General features: G+C 42.2%; 20 protein-coding genes and 2 riboswitches. Of the genes, 5 read left to right on the top strand and 15 right to left on the bottom strand.

Features of this window, described 5'->3' with window-relative positions:
* Nucleotides 1-84 precede the first annotated feature (84 nt).
* From ACYVTD_RS04035 to ACYVTD_RS04045, 3 genes are all read right to left on the bottom strand, one after another.
* A complete protein-coding gene (locus tag ACYVTD_RS04035) occupies nt 85-2,010 on the bottom strand; it encodes a DUF5018 domain-containing protein (protein ID WP_461246502.1) in 1,926 nt (641 codons plus the stop codon).
* 198 nt (nt 2,011-2,208) lie between these two features.
* Nucleotides 2,209-2,793 (bottom strand): ORF6N domain-containing protein, encoded by a 585-nt coding sequence (locus tag ACYVTD_RS04040; protein ID WP_461246503.1) that lies wholly within the window; start codon nt 2,791-2,793, stop codon nt 2,209-2,211.
* Between the two features lie 194 nt (nt 2,794-2,987).
* The gene (locus tag ACYVTD_RS04045; RefSeq protein WP_461246504.1) at nt 2,988-3,683 is read right to left on the bottom strand and encodes a hypothetical protein; all 696 of its coding nucleotides are present in this window, start codon (nt 3,681-3,683) and stop codon (nt 2,988-2,990) included.
* Nucleotides 3,684-3,705: 22 nt separating this feature from the next.
* Between ACYVTD_RS04045 and ACYVTD_RS04050 the strand changes: the two genes are divergently transcribed.
* Both ACYVTD_RS04050 and ACYVTD_RS04055 read left to right on the top strand, forming a co-directional pair.
* Entirely contained in the window at nt 3,706-4,962 is a 1,257-nt protein-coding gene (locus tag ACYVTD_RS04050) for a sensor histidine kinase (RefSeq protein WP_461246505.1), read from the top strand.
* 3 nt (nt 4,963-4,965) lie between these two features.
* Nucleotides 4,966-5,592, top strand: a complete 627-nt coding sequence (locus tag ACYVTD_RS04055; RefSeq protein ID WP_461246506.1) for a response regulator — start codon at nt 4,966-4,968, stop codon at nt 5,590-5,592.
* Nucleotides 5,593-5,595: 3 nt separating this feature from the next.
* Here the strand turns inward: ACYVTD_RS04055 and ACYVTD_RS04060 are convergent, their stop codons facing one another.
* Genes ACYVTD_RS04060 through ACYVTD_RS04080 form a run of 5 tightly spaced genes read right to left on the bottom strand, consistent with a single transcriptional unit; the run spans nt 5,596 to nt 11,099 of the window.
* Nucleotides 5,596-6,366, bottom strand: coding sequence for an ABC transporter ATP-binding protein (locus ACYVTD_RS04060; RefSeq protein WP_461246507.1), 771 nt, complete (start codon nt 6,364-6,366; stop codon nt 5,596-5,598).
* Nucleotide 6,367: 1 nt separating this feature from the next.
* On the bottom strand, nt 6,368-7,396 hold the full coding sequence (locus ACYVTD_RS04065; RefSeq protein WP_461246508.1) for a FecCD family ABC transporter permease: 1,029 nt from the start codon (nt 7,394-7,396) through the stop codon (nt 6,368-6,370).
* A gap of 57 nt (nt 7,397-7,453) precedes the next feature.
* Entirely contained in the window at nt 7,454-8,542 is a 1,089-nt protein-coding gene (locus ACYVTD_RS04070; protein WP_461246509.1) for an ABC transporter substrate-binding protein, read from the bottom strand.
* Complete coding sequence (locus ACYVTD_RS04075; RefSeq protein WP_461246510.1) at nt 8,539-10,488, bottom strand: TonB-dependent receptor plug domain-containing protein; 1,950 nt, start codon at nt 10,486-10,488, stop codon at nt 8,539-8,541. The genes ACYVTD_RS04070 and ACYVTD_RS04075 overlap by 4 nt, the downstream gene beginning before the upstream one ends.
* A 44-nt stretch (nt 10,489-10,532) precedes the next feature.
* Complete coding sequence (locus ACYVTD_RS04080; protein WP_461246511.1) at nt 10,533-11,099, bottom strand: hypothetical protein; 567 nt, start codon at nt 11,097-11,099, stop codon at nt 10,533-10,535.
* A gap of 127 nt (nt 11,100-11,226) precedes the next feature.
* Nucleotides 11,227-11,428: riboswitch (cobalamin riboswitch) on the bottom strand.
* An 87-nt stretch (nt 11,429-11,515) separates the two neighbouring features.
* Between ACYVTD_RS04080 and ACYVTD_RS04085 the strand changes: the two genes are divergently transcribed.
* Nucleotides 11,516-11,725 carry a hypothetical protein gene (locus ACYVTD_RS04085; protein ID WP_461246512.1) on the top strand — a complete coding sequence of 70 codons (210 nt, stop codon included), beginning with the start codon at nt 11,516-11,518 and terminating at the stop codon, nt 11,723-11,725.
* Nucleotides 11,718-12,047: a type II toxin-antitoxin system PemK/MazF family toxin gene (locus ACYVTD_RS04090; protein ID WP_461246513.1), complete on the top strand. Its 330-nt coding sequence runs from the start codon at nt 11,718-11,720 to the stop codon at nt 12,045-12,047. The genes ACYVTD_RS04085 and ACYVTD_RS04090 overlap by 8 nt, the downstream gene beginning before the upstream one ends.
* Before the next feature lie 3 nt (nt 12,048-12,050).
* Here the strand turns inward: ACYVTD_RS04090 and ACYVTD_RS04095 are convergent, their stop codons facing one another.
* The 6 genes from ACYVTD_RS04095 to ACYVTD_RS04120 all read right to left on the bottom strand — a co-directional run bounded on the left by ACYVTD_RS04095 (nt 12,051) and on the right by ACYVTD_RS04120 (nt 20,544).
* On the bottom strand, nt 12,051-13,247 hold the full coding sequence (locus tag ACYVTD_RS04095) for a trans-sulfuration enzyme family protein (RefSeq protein WP_461246514.1): 1,197 nt from the start codon (nt 13,245-13,247) through the stop codon (nt 12,051-12,053).
* Nucleotides 13,247-14,314, bottom strand: coding sequence for a virulence RhuM family protein (locus ACYVTD_RS04100; RefSeq protein ID WP_461246515.1), 1,068 nt, complete (start codon nt 14,312-14,314; stop codon nt 13,247-13,249). Before ACYVTD_RS04100 ends, ACYVTD_RS04095 begins: the two co-directional genes overlap by 1 nt.
* Nucleotides 14,315-14,358: 44 nt before the next feature.
* The gene (gene nrdG, locus ACYVTD_RS04105; RefSeq protein WP_461246516.1) at nt 14,359-14,865 is read right to left on the bottom strand and encodes an anaerobic ribonucleoside-triphosphate reductase activating protein; all 507 of its coding nucleotides are present in this window, start codon (nt 14,863-14,865) and stop codon (nt 14,359-14,361) included.
* Nucleotides 14,862-15,683: a formate/nitrite transporter family protein gene (locus ACYVTD_RS04110; RefSeq protein ID WP_461246517.1), complete on the bottom strand. Its 822-nt coding sequence runs from the start codon at nt 15,681-15,683 to the stop codon at nt 14,862-14,864. Before ACYVTD_RS04110 ends, nrdG begins: the two co-directional genes overlap by 4 nt.
* A 14-nt stretch (nt 15,684-15,697) precedes the next feature.
* On the bottom strand, nt 15,698-17,812 hold the full coding sequence (gene nrdD, locus ACYVTD_RS04115; protein ID WP_461246518.1) for an anaerobic ribonucleoside-triphosphate reductase: 2,115 nt from the start codon (nt 17,810-17,812) through the stop codon (nt 15,698-15,700).
* Nucleotides 17,813-17,866: 54 nt separating this feature from the next.
* Nucleotides 17,867-18,103: riboswitch (cobalamin riboswitch) on the bottom strand.
* Nucleotides 18,104-18,114: 11 nt separating this feature from the next.
* Nucleotides 18,115-20,544 (bottom strand): [Fe-Fe] hydrogenase large subunit C-terminal domain-containing protein, encoded by a 2,430-nt coding sequence (locus ACYVTD_RS04120; protein ID WP_461246519.1) that lies wholly within the window; start codon nt 20,542-20,544, stop codon nt 18,115-18,117.
* A 172-nt stretch (nt 20,545-20,716) separates the two neighbouring features.
* Here ACYVTD_RS04120 and mgtA point away from each other — a divergent pair, with 172 nt between their 5' ends.
* The gene (gene mgtA, locus ACYVTD_RS04125) at nt 20,717-23,431 is read left to right on the top strand and encodes a magnesium-translocating P-type ATPase (protein ID WP_461246520.1); all 2,715 of its coding nucleotides are present in this window, start codon (nt 20,717-20,719) and stop codon (nt 23,429-23,431) included.
* Here the strand turns inward: mgtA and larC are convergent.
* Nucleotides 23,423-24,283 (bottom strand): nickel pincer cofactor biosynthesis protein LarC, encoded by an 861-nt coding sequence (larC, locus tag ACYVTD_RS04130; protein ID WP_461246521.1) that lies wholly within the window; start codon nt 24,281-24,283, stop codon nt 23,423-23,425. The two genes, mgtA and larC, sit on opposite strands and share 9 nt — an antisense overlap.
* Between the last annotated feature and the right edge of the window lie 44 nt (nt 24,284-24,327).

Below are 24,327 nucleotides of genomic sequence, written 5' to 3' on the forward strand. Positions count from 1 at the left end.
GCTATTTCCATTTTCTGCCATTTTCTCCCCCAATTCCAAGTAGCATACCCTGCAACGCAAGGCACGCTACTTGCTACTTAAAAATTAATGATTCACACTCCAGTAATTTCCATTCCAGTACGCCGCTTTGCCGCTCCTTCCCACGGCGACAAAGTTGTTGTCGTTGTTCCTGGCAATAGCATAGATATATTCTGATGTACCGAATGTGGTGTTCCCAATGGCTGTCCATATTACGCCGTCTACCGAATACGCCGCTTTGCCGCTATCTCCCACGGCGACATACTTCTCATTCCCGTCAGTACCACCCCAGGTGATAGCATTGATCGCAGTTGTACCGAATTTGGTGTCCACGGCTGCCCATGTTACGCCGCCGTCAGACGAATACGCCGCTTTACCGCTAGCTCCCACGGCGACATACTTACCGTTTCCGTTATTCTCGCTCTTGCCCCAGGCAATAGAATTGATCGCAGTTGTGCCAAATGTGGTGTCCGATACGGCTGTCCATGTTACACCGCCATTAGTCGAATACGCCGCTTTGCCGCTATCTCCCACGGCGACAAACCTATTTTGAACAGGACCATCTCTTTTACTTCCGACGATAGCATTGATCGCAGTTGTGCCAAATGTGGTGTCCGATACGGCTGTCCAATTTATGCCGTCAGCCGAATACGCCGCTTTACCGCTAGCTCCCACGGCGACAAAAAGAGAACTACTGAAACTGGTATGTGCGATGCCGTTGATTGTGCTTGTGCCAAATGTGGTGTCCGATACGGCTGTCCACAAAATGGGAATATAAACGGTTACTGTTTTTGGCGAACCTATTATTTCATAGCCCTGTTTCGCTACAGCTACCTCTATAGTATAAGTTCCAGATGGGTTATTTCCGCTAATTGGCAATGTGTATGTGTATTTTCCTCCTGAATAACTATAACTGCTGAGTGTTCCTTTATTTATTACGTTTGGTAGTCCGCTAAGTGTAATGTCGTCAGCGGTAAGAGTATCTCCATAACTCAAAAAAGTCAGCGTCAACTGTGTTGTAGTTTGCGTAGCTGAGCCGTTCTGTGTTACGCTGTCAAGGGTTCTTAGAGTTGCATAATAAATGGTTACTACTTGTGGCGAACCGCTTATTATATAGCCCTGTTTAGTCACCTCTACGTTAAGTTCTCCGCCTTGGTAAACGCTGTATATTGGCAATGTGTATGTTGCTCCAGAAGCACTGAGTGTTCCTTTGATTCCCCCTTGTACTCCACTAAGGGTGATGTCATCAGCGGAAAGTCCGGCGATTTCCTGGCTAAATGTCAGCGTCAACTGTGTAGTAGTTTTCATAGATGAGCCGTTCTGGGTTACGCTGTTAAGGATAACTATAGGGTCGTTGCTTGGAGCGACATTTACGGTTACTGTGTAATTTTGGGTTGAGTTGTCATACGCCCTTACAATGTAGTTAACGGGGCTAGTAAAGTTCTGAGCTCCTGTCGGGCTGTAACTTGCTCCTGTGTGCGTAACTTTCGGTGTTAGGGCGGTTACATTTGTCCCGTATGGTACAGTTATGGCGATTGTTTTTGCGGCTTCATTTATTATACCTGTCGCCTCAGGGCTTGCGAAAGTAAAACCAGTTATGGCTTTTGCGCTGATTGAGGCAACGGTTACAGTTACTGTGTATTTTTGGGTTGTTCCGTTTTCCGCCGTTACAGTGTAGGGAACGGGGTTAGTAAAGTTTTGTGCTCCTGTCGGGCTGTAATTTACTCCCGTGTGCTTAACATTCGGTGTTAGGGCGGTTACATTTGTCCCGTATGGTACAGTTACGGCGATTGTTTTTGCAGTTTCATTTATTATACCTATCGCCGCCGGACTTGCGAAAGTAAAGTCAGTTATAGTTTTTGTGGAACTCTGCGATGTGCCTGGGCTGCTACCGTCGCCAGTGCCGTCACTGCCGTCGCAAGCGATAAATGCAAAAATTAGTATTAGCAAGCTAATACTAATTTTAGCAAATTTGTTTTTCAAGTTTTTCATAGAAAACTCCTTTTGTGCTACTTCGCCGTTTTAGACGGGTAAACACGGACTGTTCCGCCATTAGGCGGTATCCCTAAACGAGGATATATAACAAATTTTACTAAAAAAAATCAGTTTGTCATGAGTAAAATTTACTTAGTTTTTTGAGGGGTTTGCCGACTTTCCCCTGATAGCCGCCGGGTTGCAAGACCCGGATTTTTATTTGCTTGGTTTTTTAGCACTTTGTACAGCTCTCTTTTTTTTCTCTCTTTTAACAGTGTGCCTGAATTTCATTACCGCAAAATTTATCTCAAGGGTGGTTTCTGTTCCCGATACAGGCATATCGGCGGATATCAATTCAGAGAAAATATCTCCGCTTTTTTGCATAAGGGATTGCTGTTCCGGCTTTTCTTTGGTGTCCGCCAATTTTGCGATTGTATGCGACAATTCACGCAGTTTAGTAAAAACCTCAATAATGGCAATCGTAGCCGCCGTTGCTTGCGGGCTTTTTAATATGGTGGCAAGCATATACAGTCCTTTTTCTGTAAAAGCTTTTGGCTGCACTGTAGAGTGTTTCAAGTTTTTGAACCGGTCAAAAATTTTGACCAGTTCGCCCTTGTCAGTTTCGACAATATAGCCAACAGGAAATTTATCAGGATTGTTCTTTACGGCTTGATTTACCTCTTTTGTTTCCACCCCGTAGATATTCGCCACATCGCTATCAATTAAAACATTTTGCCCTTTGACTGATACAATAGATTTTTTTATGTCTGAAAAATCTATTACCCCTATTTGTTTTTTCATTTTTTCTCCTTAAAAAAGAAATTTAAATGTTGCATACGCAACACCTATATATGGCGCGAGGTATGCATTTTGCTTGACTATTTTGAGAAAAAAAATTAATTTTTTTTATTTAAGGGTTCGACCCCGCTACAGGTAGTGTATCCTTTAGGTAATGTACACTATGAAAAAACGGTAGCGGTTACCGGCGCGTGTCCTCATTTCTCATTCCCTAAAAACTTCCTGTACAACAGCGAAACGCCGTAGCCGCCGAAAATGGCGATAAATCTGTCTACGATGTTGATGGGTACACGAGAAAGAATTGCCGAGGCAAGAAGCGGTGCGTTGTTACGCAAAAGTCCAATCTTAAAACTGTCTTCGGGGTAAAAAACTTTGGGAGCTTGAAGCAGAGTAAGGATATAATCGATTATTCCTCCGGTTATGCTGATCAATATGCAGTCAAGTACGACTATCAGCATAAGCAGGGGAGCAAGGTTAAAAAAAGCGTACAGCGTAGGGTCTTTGCGGAAAGCGGTGTCAAGAGGCTTTATTTTATGGCGAAAGAAAAAAATCAGCAGAATCTCAAAAATAACGCACAAGACAAAAGGGTATGACCACCATACGGCTTGGACATCTAAATTTATAAGCCAGGTATATTCAAATGCGGTAAACACATGAAGAAGAAAAGCGGTTATAAGGGCGGGAAAAAGACCAACGCTGAAATACACCGCCACGGTAAACAGCGTGTCAAGGTACAGGGGTAGACCGCATACGCCGTTAATAAAATAACTGATAAGCGTATTTAATAAGCCCGATACAAGACAAAGCAAAGCGATTTTTCCAATAATAGCGATTTTAACCGCAGTGGTTTTCTCAAGAGCAGGTTTGTTTTCCGCCGATTGAACGTAACTCATAAATATCTTATTATACCAATAAATGCGAAAAAATGTTAAGGCGTTTTTAGTAATAGCCGTTGTCCTGATACTTGCGGCAAACTGTGAAAGCAAAAGTTCTCAACCTTCGGTTTTCGATATAGCCGACACATGGTTTAATATAAACACAAAATTTGCTCCAACGGATACGACAGAAACGTCGTTTTCGGACGGACTCGCATTACAAATCGAAAAATTTAACAACAGCCTGAACAGATTTTTAAGCTCTCCGGTTGGCTATCAGTACCGAATGTACAGAAAAAATGATATGCGTTCCGTTCAGGAAATTTCCGCCGTCGTAAACAGGCTTAAAATCGCCATGCAAAACGGCGATGTGCGAGAAGTTTTTTCAAATACCCTTGAAATTGACAGGGCGGTTAGCATACTTCAGCGTGTTGATGCGGAGCTTTCTGTTACAAGCCAACTTAGTTCTTTTTTGCTGTTCTTTTTCTTTACTTTAATGGTTATAACAATAACTCTTAGTTTGTCGGTTTTGCAAAAAAATCTTAAAAAAGAAAAATTACAACATCAGCAGAGTTTGTCTTTTTCTCGTGAGATCGTACTCGCACAAGAACATGAACGTTCACGGATAGCGAGGGAGTTACACGACACTGTGGCACAAGACCTTTTACGGCTTTCGCTTCAAACGGAAATTATCAAAAAAGAAGCCGTATCCGAAAAACAGAGCGGTCTTTGTGCCGAAGTAGCCCAAGGGCAAACGGAATTGTTAAACAAAATAAGAAACATCTGCAACGATTTAATACCCCCGGATTTTCAGCCAAGTGGCATTAAATATAAGGAACCTCTGGTTCCACCATTACCTGACGCATTGCGTAACCTTTGCCAAGCGTTTGAAAAACGCACGGGCATTAAATGTAACATAATGGTACACGACAATGCGGATTTCAGTTTTCTTAACGTAGATATGCAGTTACATTGTTTTCGTATTGTTCAAGAATGTCTTGCGAATGTTGAAAAACACGCAGAAGCCAGCGAGGTATCGGTGCTTGTTCGCAGTAACGCCGAAGGGAACCTGTTGCTGTTTGTTACAGATAACGGCAAAGGTTTTGCAAAAACGGACGATGATTTTTACCGAGTGATGAGATTGAAGGGGCATTTTGGCTTGTGGAATATGCAGGAGCGAGCCGCTTCCATAAACGGCGTTTTTAGCATTGACAGCAAAGAGGGGGAAGGCACGTCAATAAGGTTAAAAATAACCCCCCCCCCCCCCCCCGTCAGTTCTGGCAGGAAACAGGGGTAATTTATGATTTTTATAGCCCTAATAGACGATCATACCCTGCTAACCAACGCTATTGGCGTATGGTTGGAAGCTACAGGACGCTTTACCATCGCAGGTACTGCGGACAGTCTTGCTCAAGCCCGCAAACTAATGAAAGAGCTTGACCCTCTGCCTAAAATTGTCATTCTTGACATATCAATGGGCGGCAGAAGCAACGCCGATGTTCAGGAAGACGGACTTAACTTTATTCCCGAACTTAAAAAAATTTGCGAAGAAAGAAAAACTCCCATGCCCGACGTGCTGGTATGCTCAATGTATGAAGACCCATTTTTAGTACAAAGGGCGATGAATTTGGGAGCAAAGGGTTATGTAACAAAGTCGGCGGTAGCGGACGAAATAACCGCCGCCATAGACGCAATACTTGCCGGCAAAACTTATACGAGTGTAAAAATCAAAACACAGAAACGAAAAAAAACATTTCTCGCCCTTACCCGCCGAGAGAGCGAAATTGTCTCGTTTGTAAAACAATCCCTATCTAATCAGCAAATTGCCAAAACGCTAAAACTCAGCAATCGTACTGTAGAAAATCATCTACAAAGTATCTACGAAAAAACAGGCGTAACCTCAAGAGAAAAATTGATTAATTTGTAAATTTCACTTCCATTTTTCCAACGATTCACGCATAAAGCTACGAATGTCGATGCCGTAAACTTCGCTTAATATCCCGCCATTCAAAACGTCCTCAATTTTTCCGTTTGCAGCTAACGTGCCGTTGTTCAAAACAACCGCCGTGTCGCCAAAAAGACGTGCAAGATTAAGATCGTGAAAAACGCTTATTAGGGTTTTGTTGTTCTCTTTAATCCACGTTTTTAAGAATTTTAATAGTTCAATTTGATGTTTTAAGTCTAGGTGGTTGCTTGGCTCGTCAAGCAAAATCAGATCGGGACTTTGGGCAAGAGTTCTTGCAAGAAAAACCCTCTGCAATTCTCCGCCGCTTAATTCGTCTATCATGCGGTCTTTGTTGTCCCAAATATCCAGTTTTTCCAAAATATCCTGAATAACTTCCCTGTCTGGTGCGGAAAGGTTTTTCAAAAAGCCCTGCGAATATGCGTAACGCCCCAAAGATACAGTCTCATAAACTGTGTAGGGAAAAAACACCTGGGTACTCTGGCTCAGCAAGGCAATTTTTTTCGCCAACTCTTTGCGTGAAACGGCGGAAATATCTTCGCCATTCATTAACACTTGCCCTCGGTAATCAATAATGCGAGCTATCGATTTAAGCAAAGTGCTTTTTCCGCTCCCGTTAGGACCAAGTATGCAAAGGCTCTCTCCCCTGTCCGCCTTAAAATTTATATTGCGAATAACATCATCGTGCTCTTTATTTGCACCGCCGTAGCCTGCGGATAAATTTTTAACTTCCAGCATATTACACCTGTGCCTTGCGCCGCCGCCTAAAGTAAACCCACGCAAAAAACGGCGCACCGATTAGGGCGGTAATCGCTCCTACCGGAAGTTCAGACGGGGAGACTAGTGTTCTTGCCAACAGGTCGGTTAAAACAAGCAAAGAACCGCCCAAAACAAAAGACATGGGGATTAAATGTCTATGGTTAGAACCGCAAATTCGGCGTGCCGCATGAGGGGCTATCAGGTCTACAAAGCCGATAACTCCGCAGAGAGCGACGGCAGAACCTGTCAGCACGGCGCAAAGAGCGAGCAGTTTTTTCCGCACCGCTCCTGTTTCCACCCCTGAAGACATTGCCTGTTCATCGCCGAAACTTAAAATGTCCATTTCTTTTGTGAAAAAGAAAATCCCAATTATTCCGATTACCAAAAACGGAAGCAACAGCCATACTGACTGCCAGCCCCTCATGGCGAAACTTCCCATTTGCCACAGGGCTATTCGCCGCAGGTCATCGGAAAATATTGCACTTAACATTGTAAGCATCGCACTTAAAAAAAGCGAAAGAACCATACCGCACAAAATTATCGTGTTGTTGGACATCGAGCGGTCTATGCGTGATGAAAAAGCAGCGACAAAAAAAACAGAGGCAAGTCCAAAGACAAAGCCTGTCAACGGCAGAGTGAAGCCGCCCAAGAGCGGAATAGCAATTCCACTGACGATGATTATTCCCGCACCCAAAGACGCTCCTGCCGAGACTCCCAAAATGTAAGGAGAGGCGAGCGGATTACGCAATATTGACTGGCAGACCGCACCGCTTACCGCAAGTCCGCCGCCGACAAGAAACGCAAGCAGTACACGAGGAAGCCGTAATAGCCACACGATAGAAACATTTTTTGGGTCTATATCCTGAGCAAGCGGCAGACGGAAAATTTTATGCAAAATGATCAAAACAGTATCACGCAGACTTATTCCAGAGCTGCCCAAAAAAGCGGCAGCGACAATTATGAAGAGAGAGATAATTGCTCCGATGATAATACGATTTCTGTTACTCATATTTTACCACTAAAACACATAATATTTCTTCATTATAACTTATTTTCCTGATGTGTTTTAGTGGTCAAGTGAATATACCGCCTGTTTCATTTGTCGCAAAGCCAAAATAATACGACTTGAAGGACGCACCGATGAATCGGTATCTATCTGATATATGCGGTTATTTTTTACGGCGTTAATGTGGTTAAAACCCGGACGGACCTTTATTTCGCCGATTGGATCATCAATGTAATTTACATTGGTAAAAATTACATCGGGGTTACGACTGATAATCGCTTCCGCTCCCGGCGTTACAAGCCAATTCTCGTCTCCAAAAACATTTTTCGCCCCGATAACGGAAATCATATCGTCAATGTAACTGCCCTTTCCGAAAGTCATCATGTCAGGGGCTACGGAAATTTCAAAATAAACAGTTGTTTTATTTTCCGTGTTAGCCGACGTTTTCGCTATCTCATCAATTTGCGACTTCATCGAATTTATCAGTTTTTCTCCCTCTTTTTCTACACGCAAAATATCCGCTATAAACGCGATGTCATTGTAAATTTCATCAATACTCGCGCTCATGGAAATATACACCACAGGTATTCCCGCATCACGCAAAAGTTTGAAAGGGTCTTCTCCTGTGCCTGTTGGATTATGTCCGCTTGCGATAATTATATCGGGACTCAACTTGATTATCACTTCGGCATCGGGGTAGAAAAAATCCAGTTGCGTCAGTCCTTCTGGAATCCCTGTAACATTCGCCGAATGGCGGTCGATTGCGACAAGTTTATGCGCCTGTCCCAAGTCGGTAATAATTTCCGTGTTCGATGGTGCGGTGGACACTACTCTGTTAATAGTGTTTTTTATTGTTACCGTTTTGCCTGTGCGATCAGTTATTTCTCTACCTTTGTTGGCTGTGCACCCTAAAAATAATAATAAGATCATTAACCACGAACCCGCTAAACGAACGCACGGCAAAGCCGTGTGGATCATTAATGCCGCAGAGCGTAGCACCAATAAAAGCCGCCGCTTGTAATAAAGCAAGGTCACCTTTAGGTGACCGACAGTGCGCAGAACCAACACGAACGGCGACAAGATTTCGGAGAATAAGTTCGTGGTGTTCGTGAGGTTCGTGGTAAAAATTCTTCTATTCTCTTTGTTCATTGTATCTCCAAGTTTACACGCATTCCCAATGTCAGTGTAACCCCCGGCATGGGGTAATCGTTAAACGATTGATACGATTCATTTAAGATATTCCGCAACGCGCAGAATACCGTAATATTTTTCCCTATCTTTTGATTAACGTTAGCGTTAAGCAAAAAATGTGGTTTCAATTTTGTAAGGTTCGCTCTGTCGTCATAACGCAAACTTTCATAATGTCCGCTGATTATTATAGAGCCGCTTTCCCACGGAATCTCAAGAGAACCGCCGATTGTATGTACGGGGCTGTAGGGAATTCTTTTATCATTCGCAAAGTCATAGCCGAAACTTAACAGATAACTTAAAAGATACTGATACGAAACCGAGGGGATAATTTTTTTTATCGCTCCAAAATTTACAGGAATTTCAAAACGCAATTTGCTGTCCAGTCCAAAGAACATTGCCTCTCCGACATTTTCAGGTCGCCAGATACCGCCGGGTCCGGGATACCAGTGAATTGAATCTTTTAACCAATGCGTAAAAAAAGTGCTTTCAAAATTAAATAAATTTTTATAACGCCATGACAAACCAATGTCTCCCCCCCAGCCATCTTCGGGTTTTAAGTCAGGGTTGCCCATGCTGCCACTGCCGTCACTCCAGTACAGTTCTTCAAAGTCGGGAAACTTAAAACTGCGGAAATAGTTGTTTTTTAGGGCAAATGAATCCGTCACATTCCAAAGCAAGCCCAATTTTGGAACTGCTGTAAATTGCGTGTCTCCTTTGTTTGCAAACACAGCTTTTACGGAAGGAATTATCATAAATTGTTTTACGGGTTTGAATTCCGCAGTCAGGTAAATTCCGCCATCGTGCCTGTCCCGATTTCCAATATCAGTGGAATCAAGATAAATAAACCGATAATCAAAACCGCTTTTCAGCGACAAATATTCGCCTGTATACCAACTCCAGCGGTTTATTGCCGTAAAGTTTTGTTGATCGTGACGGGAAAAAACATCAGCTGGCGATGTAAAATCTTTTCTGTTAAAATGCCATCCTACGGACGCTTCCATCGCAAGATCGTCCCGAAAAATACGGGGCATATCGAGCATTAAATTGTTACGCGAAGAAGTATCCTGCTGATTGCCGAAATTGCTTGAAAAACCGGAGCCGGGTATATTTTTATCGCCGTAATAAAAATTAGTCGAAAAAATCAATTTTGAAAGATCGGGCAATTCCCCTGTTACAGATACTGCTCCCCCTGTGTCCCACACTTCGTTGTTGTCTTTGCGTCGTGAATAATTGTAGCGGTCGGTAAATAAAAAATGATTTTGCGCTCTGTTTGCAAATACGTTAGCTGAAAATGAAAGAGCGTCTCCTCCGTAAGCGGCGAAAATGTCAATCTTTTGAGTATCCGCCAAATCTTCCCAATTTGGTCCCTGTGTTTGTCCATTACGCCCCCGATATTCACCTGGCATTACTCCGGTGTTTGAAACAGAAGCACCAAGCCGCAGTCCATGTTTTTGTTTTTTAACAGTGACAATATTAATTACTCCGCCCATCGCACCTGAAACATTGAACTTGCTGTCGGAACCGCCGTAAATTACCTCGATACGCTCGATTGAATTAAGATCGACTTGCTCAATGTCAAATTTTCCATCCATAGAAGAATTTACAGGAACTCCGTCTATAAGAATTGCAAGCCGTTTTGTGTCAAGCCCACGCAGGTTAAGCAAGGTCATGTTTCCGTAAGTTCCGTAACGTGTAATATTGAGACCGAGCGTCTCCTGCAACAGAGACGCAACATCCGGTGAGTTACGGCGTTCAATTTCATCTTTTTCTATGACTGCCATCTGCTGGCTTGTCTGTCTTGTTCCAGTAACGGTTATGCCTTTTTCATCAGAAAAGGAAAGTTCGTCATCTTCGACAGACTGCCCATTTAAGTCATTGGGGAAACAGAGAAAAAAGATTACCAAAAACAAGGACGGAAAAAGTTTTCCATCCTTTAAAAAATTAAAGGTCATGGTTGTTTTAGATATCTTCCATAGTAACTCATATATGTGCCTTCATTATCTACGGTAAATGCCGCTTTTGCATTGGCAAGTGTCGCTTCTTCTGCTCCACCGTCAACATAAGCGCCTCCTATATCTACAGAAACGCCTGGAACTAAATTTTTATAGTAAATACCAATAAAGTCTCCTTTAAGCGGTAACGAAGTTGGTGGATTCTGAGTCCAATCCGAATACGATGCCTTGTGGTCAGAGTCGTATTCGATAATAATCACACCGCTATCGGAGGTAAATTGAGAAGTGTATTTGATAGTACCAGCAGAAGTAATATTTTCAAGAGTATTACCATTCGCATAAGTTATGTGATTGCTGGTTATTATATATCCATCAATATACCCACTACTGTTACAAGTCCATGTTCCGACAAGCCTTGTATCAAATTGCTCAATAGGATTAGTTGGCTCCGGTTCCTCTTCACAGCCTGCAAACAACAACATCAGCAACAGTACAACAAAACTTGCGTACTTGCGAACCAAAAGTTCGACACTCCTCCTTGTGAGATTTTTAGAGAAATACATAAGATACTCCTTTTCGGAGAAAAGACAAAAAACCGCTTACGCTACTGACGAGAAAATTGTATAAGAATGGTAAAATCGGCTTTTCTCAAGCTCTTCCTCGAAGCTAAGAAAAAATGTTTAACCCCATACAGGGCTAACGTATACCAAAGTTTCCTGGCTTGAGGGCTTGTCTGACCATATGCTACGCAAGTGGTCAGGCTATTTTTCAGTCAACCTTCCCGATTTCTCAGTGGTTGTATGCGACTGAATCTTCCCTGTTACAGTTACGGGTTAGCGGGGGCTTTGCACCCCACTTCCTTTGAAATATACAAGAATAGGTTACGCTATTTGCGTGGAATTGTCAATAGGTGTACTAGGTTTGTTTGTATTTGATTTTTTTTGTTAATTGTTGTATATTAATTATTGAGGAGACAAATATGTTAACTAGTGCTATTGAATTTGATGCAAAAATAGATGCCGATTGGAAAATCAGCATACCTAAAGAGTATCGGAAAAATATATCATTGTCTCCAAGAGTAATCTTACTACCCAAAAACGATAATGATACTTATGATTTAATAAAAGCAAGTGAAAGTTCTCTCTCTTTTTGGGATAACGAAGACGATAAGGTCTGGGATAATGTATAATCGCGGTGAAATTGTCCTGATTCCTGTTCCGTTCAGCGATTTGTCTTCGGTAAAAAGGCGACCTGTTCTTGTCATTTCAAATATGTCTCATAATAGTACAAATAGTGATATGATAGTTGTCGCAATTACATCAAACCTGCAACAAAATGGTATTTTCATAGAAACAAAAGATTTAGTTTCCGGCGAATTACCCAAGAAATCACTCATACGTTACGATAAGATTTATACCCTTGAACAACGAATAGTTATTAAACAATTAGGGATGGTCTCTGCAAGTATATTAAAAAATGTAATAGACAATATAAATATGTTAATTACCTAATATTTACATCCCTGCCACTTTCAACGCTTGCTCAATATCCCTTATCAAATCCGCCGTATCCTCAAGCCCGACGCTGAAGCGGAAGAACCCTCTGTGGAACTCATCGGCATACAGATACTGCCGTTCGTCGTTTTCTCCGAGGAATACAATCAGGCTTTCATCATGACCGAGAGAGACCGCGTTTGTAATTACGCGCAACTTGCTAACAAAACAATTGTGTCCGTCATGATCGGTATTAAGTCCGAAAGCCATAATACCGCCGAAACCGCCAGGCATTTGCGACTTTGCGATAGAATGTCCTTTGTGACTTTCCAGTCCGGGATATGACACAAAACGGACGGCGGGCTGTTTCTCCAAAAAGTGCGCTATAGCAGACGCGCTGTCGTTGTGTTGTTTCATTCTTAAAGGAAGCGTTACTGCGCCGCGCATGATCAGCCATGCGTTAAACGGACTGATTGCTCCGCCAAGGTTCACCATTGCCTCCGCACGGATTTTATCAATCAGAGTTTTTGCGCCCAGTACCGCACCACCCATCGCGTCGCCGTGTCCGTTGATATACTTTGTCAGGCTTTCTATTACAAGGTCAGCTCCCAGGACAAGAGGGCGTTGATTGTAAGGCGACGCAAATGTGTTGTCAACGGAAAGCATTGCTCCGTTTTCATGGGCGATATTCGCGATTGTCCTTATATCGCTGATTTTCAGCGTGGGGTTGGAAGGCGTTTCAATGTGTATTAGCTTTGTATTCGGTTTTATCGCAGCCTTTACTTTTTCCAAGTCTGAGGAATCAACCAAAGTGGACTGGACATTGTATTTTTCCGGCAGTAATTCATGCAGTAGGCGGTAAGCGGCGATGTAGGTTGAATCGGACACAACGACGTGATCGCCCGACTTAAGAAAGGCGAAAAACACGCCGGAAAGAGCCGCCACACCGGACGCAAGGACAACGCAGTCAGGCGCGTCGTGGAGCAGGGCAAGTTTTTCCTGCAAGTAACGCTGGTTTACTCCGCCGTTGCGAGTATAAATACTGCCCTCGGCACTGCTCCAGTTTATATCTGACGGATCATAAGGCAGTTCATAACTGTTCGCCATGGTGATCGGGCGGCGGATAGCACCGGTCTCATCGTCAACCTCATTGCCGCCATGGACTGCTCTGGTAGCAAAACCGAAATTCGCGTCAATATGTTTTTTGTCCATTCTCATTATTCCTCATTCTTGCTTGTAATCTCTTCTTCCATTTTTTCAAGTTCCTTAATATCAAGTAAGTATTCCTGTTGCCATTCCTGTTGTTCCAGAGGACGAATGCGTTTGCGGTATTCTGCGTATTCGTCAAGAGCTTTTTTATCCGCTTCTTCGCGTGAAATTTTTCCCTTGCCGGTTAAAACCGCCTTGCGGTTAAATTCCAATATGCGGTCAAGCTCACCTTCCCAATCTTTCATAAATATAAGCCGACCGGACTTCGTCTCATGTTCGGCATAATCTAAAAATGCGATTACTATATAACGCAAATCATCAAGCTCATTTTGAAGCAGATAGTTTTTTGCGACAATAACATCGGCGCGAGTAATACGTCGGTTCGGGCTCCCTTCCCATGAGGTCAGTCCCATATTGTTCTTTTGAGAGTCCGCACGAGAATGGATTATTTCCGGCGCGGTGTGTCCAGTTATGGCATAATGTACTTTGTTTTGTACGCGGGCAAAAAATTCAAGGGTCTCCCGATAATCCTGATTGTAGTCCGCAGAAAGAGCATAAATATCTTTGAGTTGCTGATAAAGACGGCGCTCGCTTATGCGGATTTCCTTTATGCGATCAAGCATCTCGCGGAAATAATCCGCCCCGAATTTATTGACTTTTTTCAGGCGCTCGTCATCCATGGCAAAACCCTTGACTATATATTCGCGCAACACCTCTGTCGCCCAAATACGGAAGGCAGTCGCCTTTTTGGAATTGACGCGGTAACCCACGGCTATAATCATGTCAAGATTGTAGAAAGCAGTGTTATAATTTTTTCCGTCGGCGGCAGTATGTGCAAAATTTGCACTAACTGTTTTCTCTTGTAATTCCCCTTCTTTATATATGTTTCCAATATGTTTTGTTATTACGCTTCTTTCCACTTCAAACAGTTCAGCCATAGCTTTTTGCGTAAGCCAGAGCGTTTCATCACGAAAAAGCGCATTGATCTGTACCCGTCCGGAATTATCCTTATATAGAAAAAATTGCTGAGGCATTACCACAATGTCAATATTCTTTACTTTTTGTCCCTTCCCCATTCCCTGCTCCTTATTACATATTTTCTATATTGCAGAGAAATATGTCAACGAGAATTTGTCCCCTTCCACAACACAACTCCCCCTTTTTCCAGTGTTTTGGGTACATCAATAATTCGTTGGTTTGATGAGCCGCGAAACGGTAATTCTATGGAGCGTAGCTCGTGTATGTATTTTCCGTCAATTAATAAATCTGTTGCCGATAATAACGCTTTTACGCCGTTATTGTTGTCTTTAATTAATTCTTCGTAGGTAAAACCGGTATAGGTTACGGTATCCCAACTGATAAGATGAGCCGCCGTCGCAACTTCCGCTAACTCGGCGGCTTGTAAAAACGGCTCTCCACCGGAAAAAGTAACGCCCTGTTTCTTTTTCTTTTGCTGTTTCAGCAAACGGATAATTTGCTTTACGGAATATTCTTTACCTGCGTCCATGTCCCAAGTTTCAGGGTTATGGCAATGCGGACATTTATGCGGACACCCTTGGGTAAAAATAACATATCGCAGTCCGGGTCCGTCAACAAGACTCTCTTGAGTAATGCCCGATAACTTCATTTTTTAATATCCGTAAACTTCCGTGACAACCAGTATAATCCGCCCACCATACATGAACCGCCGACAATGTTGCCTAAAGTTACGGGAAATAAATTTTTAACAATAAAACTAATCCAATTTAAGTTGGAAAGCTGGTCGGCGGAAACTTGCGACATTGCAAGCCATTGCGAGTTTTGTTTGGCAAGAATACCGGCAGGAATATAATACATATTTGCGATTGAATGTTCAAAACCCGATGTTATAAAAAGACAAATAATAAAAAAGATAGCGAGAGCTTTTCCGGCGGTCTCCGCAGTTCCGTAAGAAACCCATATCGCAAGACAGACTAGCCAGTTACACATTACGCCTAGGAAAAACGCCGAATGAAAAGGCAATGCTGTTTTGTATGCGGCGATTTTAATTGTCATGCCGCCAAGAAGTCCGCTACTGCTGTTGAATAACCCCGACTTGTACATCATTACAGCAATACACAAACTCCCCACAAAATTGCCGATGTATACCAACAGCCAGTTCAACAGCATTGCTTTGAAGGAAACTTTGCGATCCAGTACCGATACAATAACAAGAGAGTTTCCCGTAAATAATTCCGCGCCTGCCAGAACAACTAACATAAGCCCTGTTCCGAATACCGCTCCGGCTAAAACTTTTCCTAGTCCATAAGTGTCGGCGTTTGCAAGCAGATTATACGCCGCCATAGTAGAACCTTCTGATGCAAAGGCAATGTAAACTCCGCCAAGAAACGATAAAATCAACACAGATAAAAATTTCCGTTGAGTTTTTATAACGCCTATATTACTTGTATGTTCTAAAATTTCCATTTGTATGTTCCTTCTTACTCAAAATTATGAACATGACGATGTTGAACTTCCGCAAGTTTGCTGTCATTAAATCGGTCAAGCGTAGACAAATACCCTGTTATTCTGCGTATGCGGCTAATATTTGTACTGCCGCATTTAGGGCAGGTATCTTCCTTAATAACTCCATTTAGTCCGCAATCACAACATATATCAACGGGGAAATTCACCGAGGCGTAACCCATATCCGCTTCCGCCATTTCTCTTACCAAAGATTCAAACGCCTCAAGATTATGCTCCGGTGCGGATTGTAATTCAACATAAGATATATGCCCTGCGTTACAATACTTGTGATACGCTCCTTCAATCTTTATTTTTTCCAGCGCGGTAATGTTGTATTCTACAGGCACATGAAATGAATTGGTATACCATTCCTTGTCTGTTATTCCTTTAATTTTACCATACTTTTCAAGGTCAAGTTTGGTAAATTTACCGCTTAACTGTTCTGCAGGAGTCGCAAGCAACGTAAAGTTAAGTTTGTATTTTTTTGTCGCTTCATCGCATCTGCGCCTCATGTGGCTGACAATTGCAATTCCTAGGGCTTGAGCGTCCGCGCTTTCCCCATGATGTTTGCCCATTAATGCGACAAGACATTCCGCCAGTCCTATAAATCCAATACTGAGCGTTCCGTGACGGATTGCTTTTTCAATCGTGTCGTTAGCTTTCAGCCCCTCGCTGTCAAGGTACAATTTTTGCCCCATTAAAAACGGAAAATCTTTTACCCTAAGTTTTTTTTGTACGTCATATCTTGTTAGTAATTGTTCGATACAAAGATCAAATATCTCGTCAAGATATTTCCAAAACATAGATAAATCTTTTTCCGCGCGTATGCCAAGACGAGGCAAGTTAATGGTTGTAAAAGAGAGGTTCCCTCGTGAATTGGTTACACTTGCCCCGTTACAATTTGCGATAACACGCGTACGGCAGCCCATGTAGGCAACTTCTTCATCTCGATACGGCTTGTTAAAACTTGAATCCTGAAAAGAAAAAGAAGGGAAAAGCCGCTTGCAGGCAACACGCATACTTAATTGAAACAAATCGTAATTTGGGTCGCCTTCTTCAAAATTAACGTCTTCTTTAATTTTGAAACATACGTTTGGGAATAATGGCGATTCGCCCTTGCCTAAACCTTTTTCGTAGGCAAGTAAAAAACATTCCGTAACCATTCTGCCTGCTTCGCTTGTATCAGTGCCAAAATTTACGCTAGAAAAAGGAACTTGAGCTCCCGCCCTTGAATGCATGGTATTCAAATTGTAAATAAACCCTTCCATTGCCTGAAAAGTTTCCTCTTTTGTTCGTTCATAAACAAGCGTTTTAATTTTTTCTTCATCGGCGGATAATCCCAATTCTTTAAGATTGTTACGCAAAAGTTTTTCCTGTTTTTCTTTTTCTTGTTCGACATAAACCGCCATATCTCTGTCGAAGTAAGCGATAGACTGACCGCCGTGCATATCGTTTTGATTACTTTGCAGAATAATCGCCGCCAACGCCGACGCTGTTTTTATTCCTTTGGGTGGGCGAATAAAGCCGTGTCCGTTGTTAAACCCTTCACGTAACAGGCGGTCAAGTGGAATTTGCAAACAGGTTAATGTTTTTCCGTACCATGATAAATCATGAATATAAATATCGCCGCTTATGTGAGCCATTGCTTCTTTTTCGGGGAGGACTCGTTTTAAGTAATAATTTTTGGAAGCAATCTCCGATATTTGCAGTACTTTTGCCGATGGCGAATTGCCGACATTGGCGTTATCACGGTTTGTCTCATGCAAAATTTCAGAGACAGCGTTCATGATTTCGCTTCGAGCGTCTCTTATTCTGGAGCGTTTATCACGATATAAAATATAAGACTTGGCTACTTTTGCGTGGTTGTGTTCAATTAATACCGCTTCAACTATATCCTGAACATTCTCCACGTTAAAATTATCTTCATTGTAATGTTGTTTAAGTTTTTTTAACACTTCCAGCGTTAATTCAATCGCCCGCTGACGGTCTGCTTCTCCCACCGCCTCAAGACACTTAAATATTGCGTCTGTAATTTTGCTCTCATGAAACGATTGCGTTCTTCCGTCTCTTTTAATAATTGATGAGAACATTATTCCCCCTCCCCAAAATAGCGAAAAAATAAATATATAAGAAAGCCGTCTTTTTCAAAAAGGCGAGTACACCAAAGTCTCCTGACTTGAGGGCAATTTTTCCATCGATCTTCCCATCTGACCACCTACCTGACAACTTGAAGCAAGTGGTCAGGTAAGTGGTCAGACAGTGATCGTAAGTGACGGAATCTTCCCTGTTACAGTTACACGGGTAGCGAAGGATTTTCACCCCTCTTCCTTTGAAGTATACGAAAACATATTACCATATTTTGAAAAACATGTCAAGGAGAATTTATCAAAAACTACTTTATCAAGGCTACTATTTTTTCATGCAGTTCTTCTTTACTTATCGGTTTGTGTATGTATTCAACCGCGCCAAGTTCATGCGCTTTTTCTCTGTCTTTTGGGTCGTCCGATACTGTGTATATAGCTATCGGGATTTTATGCAATTTGCTGATGTCTCGTATTTTTATATAAACATCCCAGCCGCCCATTTCCGGCATATACAAATCCAACAAAATCAAATTAGGAGTATATCCCCCTAAGAACAAGTCCAAAGCTGCTTTGGCGGAGTCGACTGTGGTAATGTTATAATCTTTTTCCAATGCGCCTTTTGACATTATTAGAGATGTTTCTTCATCATCAACTACTATAATCTTTTTCTTCGACAACGCAGTCAAATTAAGCATTGCCTCGCGTAGTTTTTTCGTCATAGAAAGTATTTCGGCATAGTCAACTTTTACAGTATCGCTTTGATTCTCAAGACTATCAAGTGTAGCTGTAATTTCAGCACTATGTGCCGACAATTGACCGAAAGTATTTATCAAACTGTCCATTGTCTCGGCAAAACCATTAATCTCTTTTGCCATAGCGGTTATTCGTGTTCCTGTGTCGCCGGATTGTTTTTCGGTAACGGCTATCCCGTCAATGATACTTTTAAGAGTCTGGGAAATATTTCGTGAATTTTCCCGTGTGGTTTCAGAAAGACGGCGTATTTCGCCTGCAACAACGGCAAAGCCCTTGCCCGCTTCTCCGGCATGGGCGGCTTCAATTGCCGCATTCATTGATAATAAATTGGTGTTAGCCGCTATTGTACTAATTATTTTAATCGCCTGCGCTATGCCGTCTACCGATTTGGAAATATCTTCAACCGATTTGATAGTTCCCCTCATGGATTCCTGACTCTTAACTGTGTCTTCTATCAAGCCCTTTATGGACTCCTGTTTCTTTTGGGAAACTTCCGAAGTGTCTTTTAACTGTGTGATCATTTTTTCGGTTGCAATTGACGATTGTGCGATTGTATCCCTTTGCGAAAGGATAGTGGCATTCAGTTTATTTATTAATTTGTTTATGTCTTCAATAAGGGCTGACGCTTGGGAAATGTGTTCCTTAAGTTGACGGTTAAGTTCTTCGGTATTATTTTTTTCCGCAAGTAACGCAAGTGTATACTGGGCGCAATTTTCCGGCACATTAATGCCGTTATGAATAGCTGTCGCCATTCTTTTGCATCTTTTATAACCGCAGGCTCCGCAATCATATATATCAGCTTCAGAAAACTTTTTCATTCTATGGAAGATGGCTGTTAATTCGGCTTCGCTTGGTCTTTTCTTGTCGTTGTTTCCCGAAAGATCGCGATAACTACGATTATATAGTCCCGGTTTCCAGTATTTGTTTAACTGTTTGTGATATTTTTCATACTGTTCTTTTTGTTGTTTGGGAGAAACACGTTTTTCAAGTTCTGCGCTGCGTTTGCGTATAGGAGTTTCCAATTTGTCTATAGGCAGATGACTATTGCCGGTTCCGGGTCCGCCGTTACAGCCTTTTTCGCAGTTAAGGCAGTCTATTAAAAGCGGAAATTCTATTTCGGGATCATTTAAAGCTTCAGCTGTTTCCGCAAGGTAGGCGTAGATGCTGTGTACGCCTTCAAGTTTGCGTGTTTTTCTTCGTATACCGGGTAAAAAACGCTCGGCGGTATCAAGCAAGCCGCCAGGACTGGAGAATCCTACCGCGCGCTCTGGAAGCAGTCCGGTATAGTCTGTAGTTTCAAAATAATCAAGATCTATCTTTTCCGCTTCTATATGTTTTTTCAGGGCAAGCATGGTAACGTTGTAGTCTGCCGCTCCGGTCTCGTCAAACTCACGGCGTTTGGCGAGGCAGGGAGAAATAACGGCAATTTTATAATCTTTATATTGAGGATAATATTCTCGTATCATTTTTATCGAATGGAGTATTGGACTGTCCGCAGGCGCAAGGTGGGGTATTAGCTCCGGATGGTAAATTTCGATAAAAGTAACAATTGCCGGACAGGGCTGGGCTATAACCAAGCGGGGGTTTTCCTTTTTTATGTAGTTAAGGTATGAAATAACTGTAAGTTCCGCTCCCAAGCTTACATCAAAAAAGTCTTGAACACCCAACGATTTTAAAAAGCCGTTAAGTTTTAGGTGTTTGCCGGAAAAAACTGACGCTACTGCCGGAGCGGCAACAGCAATAATTTTGGTTCCGCTTTTAAGGTCTGAAAAGAAATGTCTGGTATCGTCAATAGGCTGCCGCGCATCATGGTGACAGGCATTTATACAGTTTCCACAACCAATACAAAGGTCAATATCTATATTTACCTTGTCTTTTGAGCCGTCCATACAGTATTTGACCGGACAATCGGCAATACAGGCGTAACAATTTACGCATTTTTCTTCATCTACCCTTATAACAGGGGAAAGCTGTGTTCTTGCCATTTCTATACCTTAAAACTTCTTCTTTTTATATTATTATATAATTTTTTACTTTTTACAATACCTTGTGCTATTTTCCCATAATAAACTGCTTGCGTTAAATGATAAAAACTAGTAGTATTTTGTATAAAAAGGGAGATGGACAGGGTAAAACCTATTCATAAAGAGGTGCAAAATGTCCAATAAAAACACGCAGATAAAAAGCATTTCCACTTCGGCGGATAGGGCGAAAAAACGTCTTTTACGATCTTCCGCCAAAGATAGCAATACCCTCCTTATTCAATATGAAAACACCATAGAAGGCTACGAAGAAGATTATGTAGAAGAAAAACGCGATGAATACGGCGAAAATACTATCACAAAACATAATGAAGACTCCATGTTAAAGCGGATTGTCGCCGCTTTTATCAATCCTTTTACCATAGTGCTTATGGTTTTAGCCGCAGTATCGTTTTTTACGGACGTTGTTTTATCGGACCCGGGCGATGCTGACTATACGGCGGTTATCGTTATTATGACAATGGTTATAATATCAGGGTTTCTGCGATTTATTCAGGAATTACGCAGTAACAATGCGGCGAAGAATTTAACCGAAATGGTCAGGACTACCGTTTGCGCGGCGCGGAAATATTTTAACAAAGAAACAGAAGAAACCAAATCAGAAAAAAAAGAAATCCCAATGGACGAAATTGTCGTGGGAGACATAGTTTACCTCGCCGCCGGAGACATGGTTCCAGCTGACGTGCGCATAATTCAAGCCAAAGATTTATTTATCAGCCAGTCAGCGCTTACCGGCGAAAGTGAGCCTGTAGAGAAATTTGCCGCTCCTGTAACTGAGGTTGGAAACAATCCGCTTGAATTGAAAAACCTCGCGTTTATGGGGACTAACGTAATATCCGGTTCGGCTATAGCGTTAGTTATGACTGTGGGAGACGATACAATACTCGGCACTATTGCGGAACAGCTTCAGAAAAAAGCACCACCCACAAGTTTTGAGTTAGGCGTTAATTCGGTTTCATGGGTGCTTATCCGTTTTATGTTGATCATGGTTCCGATAGTTTTACTGGTAAACGGTTTTACAAAAGGAAACTGGCTAGAAGCGTTCCTCTTTGCTTTGTCGGTGGCGGTAGGTCTCACGCCGGAAATGCTTCCAATGATAGTTTCAGCTAACCTTGCCAAAGGCGCTGTGTCAATGTCGAGAAAACGAGTTATTGTAAAAGACCTTAATTCGATTCAAAACTTTGGGGCAATGGACGTGCTTTGTACCGATAAAACCGGAACAATCACGCAGGACAAAGTTATTCTTGAATATCATCTTGATATTAACGGCAATGAAAATATTGACGTTCTTCGCCGTGGTTTCTTAAACAGCCATTATCAAACAGGATTAAAAAATCTGATGGATATTTCTATCATTGAACACGCCCGTGGGAAGAATATGATTGATCTATGGGATGATTATAAAAAGTTTGATGAAATTCCTTTTGATTTTAACCGCCGCCGAATGAGCGTAGCGGTACAAGACAAAACCGGGCAGATTGAACTTATCACCAAGGGTGCAATCGAAGAAATGCTGGCAATCTCGACAAAAACCGAAAACGGCGATAATACGTCCCCGTTAGGCGATGATGTGCGTAAAAAGATTCTCAACACCTGCTATGACCTTAATGAAAAAGGAATGAGAGTATTGGGTCTTGCGAGAAAACCTCTCAATGCTAACAGCACGGCTCTTTCCGTAGCGGATGAAAACGATATGATTTTTGTCGGCTATCTTGCATTCCTTGATCCGCCCAAAGACAGTGCCAGTGCGGCAATAAAAGCCCTTAACGAATTTGGCGTTAGGGTGAAAGTGCTTACTGGCGACAATGACGCTGTAACGGTAACAGTGTGTAAAAATGTAGGTTTGGACGTAAAAAATATTTTGTTAGGTTCTCAAATTGAAGAAATGAACGATGAAGCGTTGGCAAAAGCGGTAGAAGAAACCGATATTTTCGCAAAACTTTCACCTAACCAAAAAGCCCGAATTGTTACCACTTTGCGAAAAAACAAACATACAGTCGGGTTTATGGGCGACGGAATAAATGACGCAACGGCAATGAAAGCGGCAGATGTCGGCATATCCGTAGATACCGCCGTTGATATTGCGAAAGAATCAGCTAACATCATTCTTTTGGAAAAGGACTTAATGGTGTTGCAAGAAGGCGTAGTTGAAGGCAGAAAAACTTACGCCAACACAATCAAGTATATTAAAATGACGGCAAGCTCTAATTTTGGCAATATGTTCTCTGTTTTGGCGGCTTCGGCTTTTCTGCCGTTCCTGCCCATGTTGCCCATTCAAATACTTGTTCTCAACTTAATATACGATATTTCCTGCATTGCAATTCCTTGGGACAATGTTGATATTGAATTCTTACGCAGACCGAGAAAATGGGACGCTACAAGCATAAGCCATTTTATGTTATGGATAGGACCGACAAGCTCCGTATTTGATATAACAACATATCTTTTAATGTTCTTCCATATTTGTCCTATTGTTACCGGAGGTGCTTGGGCATCATTAAATTCAGAGGCGCAAGTTTTATTTATGGCTCTTTTCCATACAGGCTGGTTTGTAGAATCGCTATGGTCGCAAACTTTAGTTATTCACATGATCCGTACTCCGAAAATTCCGTTTCTCCACAGCCGAGCTTCATGGCAACTTGGGATGCTTACAACAATGGGAATTGCCGTTGGCACGATCATTCCGTACACATGGCTTGGAAAACAACTGAATATGACTCCTCTGCCGTTTATGTACTTCCCGTGGTTAATTGCCACTATCCTTGCATACATGCTGTTAGCAACTATAATGAAAAAAATCTTTGTAAAGATTTACGGCGAATTATTGTAAAAGGATTTCAGCGTCAGGCGTTGTTGTGATACTCTTTAACGCATCATGTATTGATATTCTGTTTTCCCTTGCTATTTTAGCTATATCTTCATATTCGGGCTTTGATTTTTGTACTCCGTAACCGCAAGCGGTTTTAATTCTAACTGAGCCGTACTTTGTTTGAATTTCTTTTTGCTCTCGCTGTAGCGTATAACGGCGGCTTGTACTCTCTCTCATTCCCAATGTACTTGTATGTTTGAAAATAAGTGAAACCATCTTGTCTTTTAATTCACTGCGGCACATACAAGTAAACATCAAACCCATGCGTCCCTTTTTCATACAAATAGGAGTAGTGTATACGTCAAGCGCTCCTTCCTCGAACAAAAGCTGTTGCGCGAAGGCTACCGCCTCAGGAGTCATGTCGTCTAAATTGCACACAAGCTCCGTAACTTCTTCCGCATTATTCGCCGTGTTGCCGATATAAGCCCTTACGCAACTCACTTTTTCAAATTCTTTTTTGCCCATGCCGTATCCGATTTTCTTAACGCTGATTACCGGCATTACGCGAAATTCTTTTGCAAAATGTTTGAGTAATGCCGCACCTGTAGGAGTACAAAGCTCTCCCTGCGTCTGATCGCTGTACATGGGGACATTTTGTAAAATATAAGCGGTTGCCGGAGCCGGTACGGGTAAAATGCCATGAGAACAGCGGACGTGTCCGCTTCCGGTATTAACAGGAGAAGCTAGAATTACATCGGGAGCAAGTTCTTCTATTAACATACAAACGCCGGTAATATCGGCAAGCGCGTCCATCTCTCCCACTTCGTGAAAATGTATTTTGTCTACTGGAACGCATATCATCGTAACGATCAACGGAAAGGAAGAAGATGATCATACTTATGAACATACACATGGAG

Source organism: Treponema sp. R6D11, from assembly GCF_054786075.1.

Excerpts from the sequence above, each read along its gene's own strand:
- ACYVTD_RS04070 (WP_461246509.1), bottom strand. The coding sequence starts at position 8,542 with ATGAACAAAGAGAATAGAAGAATTTTTACCACGAACCTCACGAACACC.
- ACYVTD_RS04120 (WP_461246519.1), bottom strand. The coding sequence starts at position 20,544 with ATGGCAAGAACACAGCTTTCCCCTGTTATAAGGGTAGATGAAGAAAAA.
- ACYVTD_RS04060 (WP_461246507.1), bottom strand. The coding sequence starts at position 6,366 with ATGCTGGAAGTTAAAAATTTATCCGCAGGCTACGGCGGTGCAAATAAA.
- mgtA (WP_461246520.1), top strand. The coding sequence starts at position 20,717 with ATGTCCAATAAAAACACGCAGATAAAAAGCATTTCCACTTCGGCGGAT.
- ACYVTD_RS04050 (WP_461246505.1), top strand. The coding sequence starts at position 3,706 with ATGCGAAAAAATGTTAAGGCGTTTTTAGTAATAGCCGTTGTCCTGATA.
- ACYVTD_RS04045 (WP_461246504.1), bottom strand. The coding sequence starts at position 3,683 with ATGAGTTACGTTCAATCGGCGGAAAACAAACCTGCTCTTGAGAAAACC.
- ACYVTD_RS04065 (WP_461246508.1), bottom strand. The coding sequence starts at position 7,396 with ATGAGTAACAGAAATCGTATTATCATCGGAGCAATTATCTCTCTCTTC.
- ACYVTD_RS04035 (WP_461246502.1), bottom strand. The coding sequence starts at position 2,010 with ATGAAAAACTTGAAAAACAAATTTGCTAAAATTAGTATTAGCTTGCTA.
- ACYVTD_RS04040 (WP_461246503.1), bottom strand. The coding sequence starts at position 2,793 with ATGAAAAAACAAATAGGGGTAATAGATTTTTCAGACATAAAAAAATCT.
- ACYVTD_RS04085 (WP_461246512.1), top strand. The coding sequence starts at position 11,516 with ATGTTAACTAGTGCTATTGAATTTGATGCAAAAATAGATGCCGATTGG.
- ACYVTD_RS04100 (WP_461246515.1), bottom strand. The coding sequence starts at position 14,314 with ATGGGGAAGGGACAAAAAGTAAAGAATATTGACATTGTGGTAATGCCT.
- ACYVTD_RS04110 (WP_461246517.1), bottom strand. The coding sequence starts at position 15,683 with ATGGAAATTTTAGAACATACAAGTAATATAGGCGTTATAAAAACTCAA.
- nrdD (WP_461246518.1), bottom strand. The coding sequence starts at position 17,812 with ATGTTCTCATCAATTATTAAAAGAGACGGAAGAACGCAATCGTTTCAT.
- ACYVTD_RS04090 (WP_461246513.1), top strand. The coding sequence starts at position 11,718 with ATGTATAATCGCGGTGAAATTGTCCTGATTCCTGTTCCGTTCAGCGAT.
- ACYVTD_RS04055 (WP_461246506.1), top strand. The coding sequence starts at position 4,966 with ATGATTTTTATAGCCCTAATAGACGATCATACCCTGCTAACCAACGCT.
- ACYVTD_RS04080 (WP_461246511.1), bottom strand. The coding sequence starts at position 11,099 with ATGTATTTCTCTAAAAATCTCACAAGGAGGAGTGTCGAACTTTTGGTT.
- ACYVTD_RS04095 (WP_461246514.1), bottom strand. The coding sequence starts at position 13,247 with ATGAGAATGGACAAAAAACATATTGACGCGAATTTCGGTTTTGCTACC.
- nrdG (WP_461246516.1), bottom strand. The coding sequence starts at position 14,865 with ATGAAGTTATCGGGCATTACTCAAGAGAGTCTTGTTGACGGACCCGGA.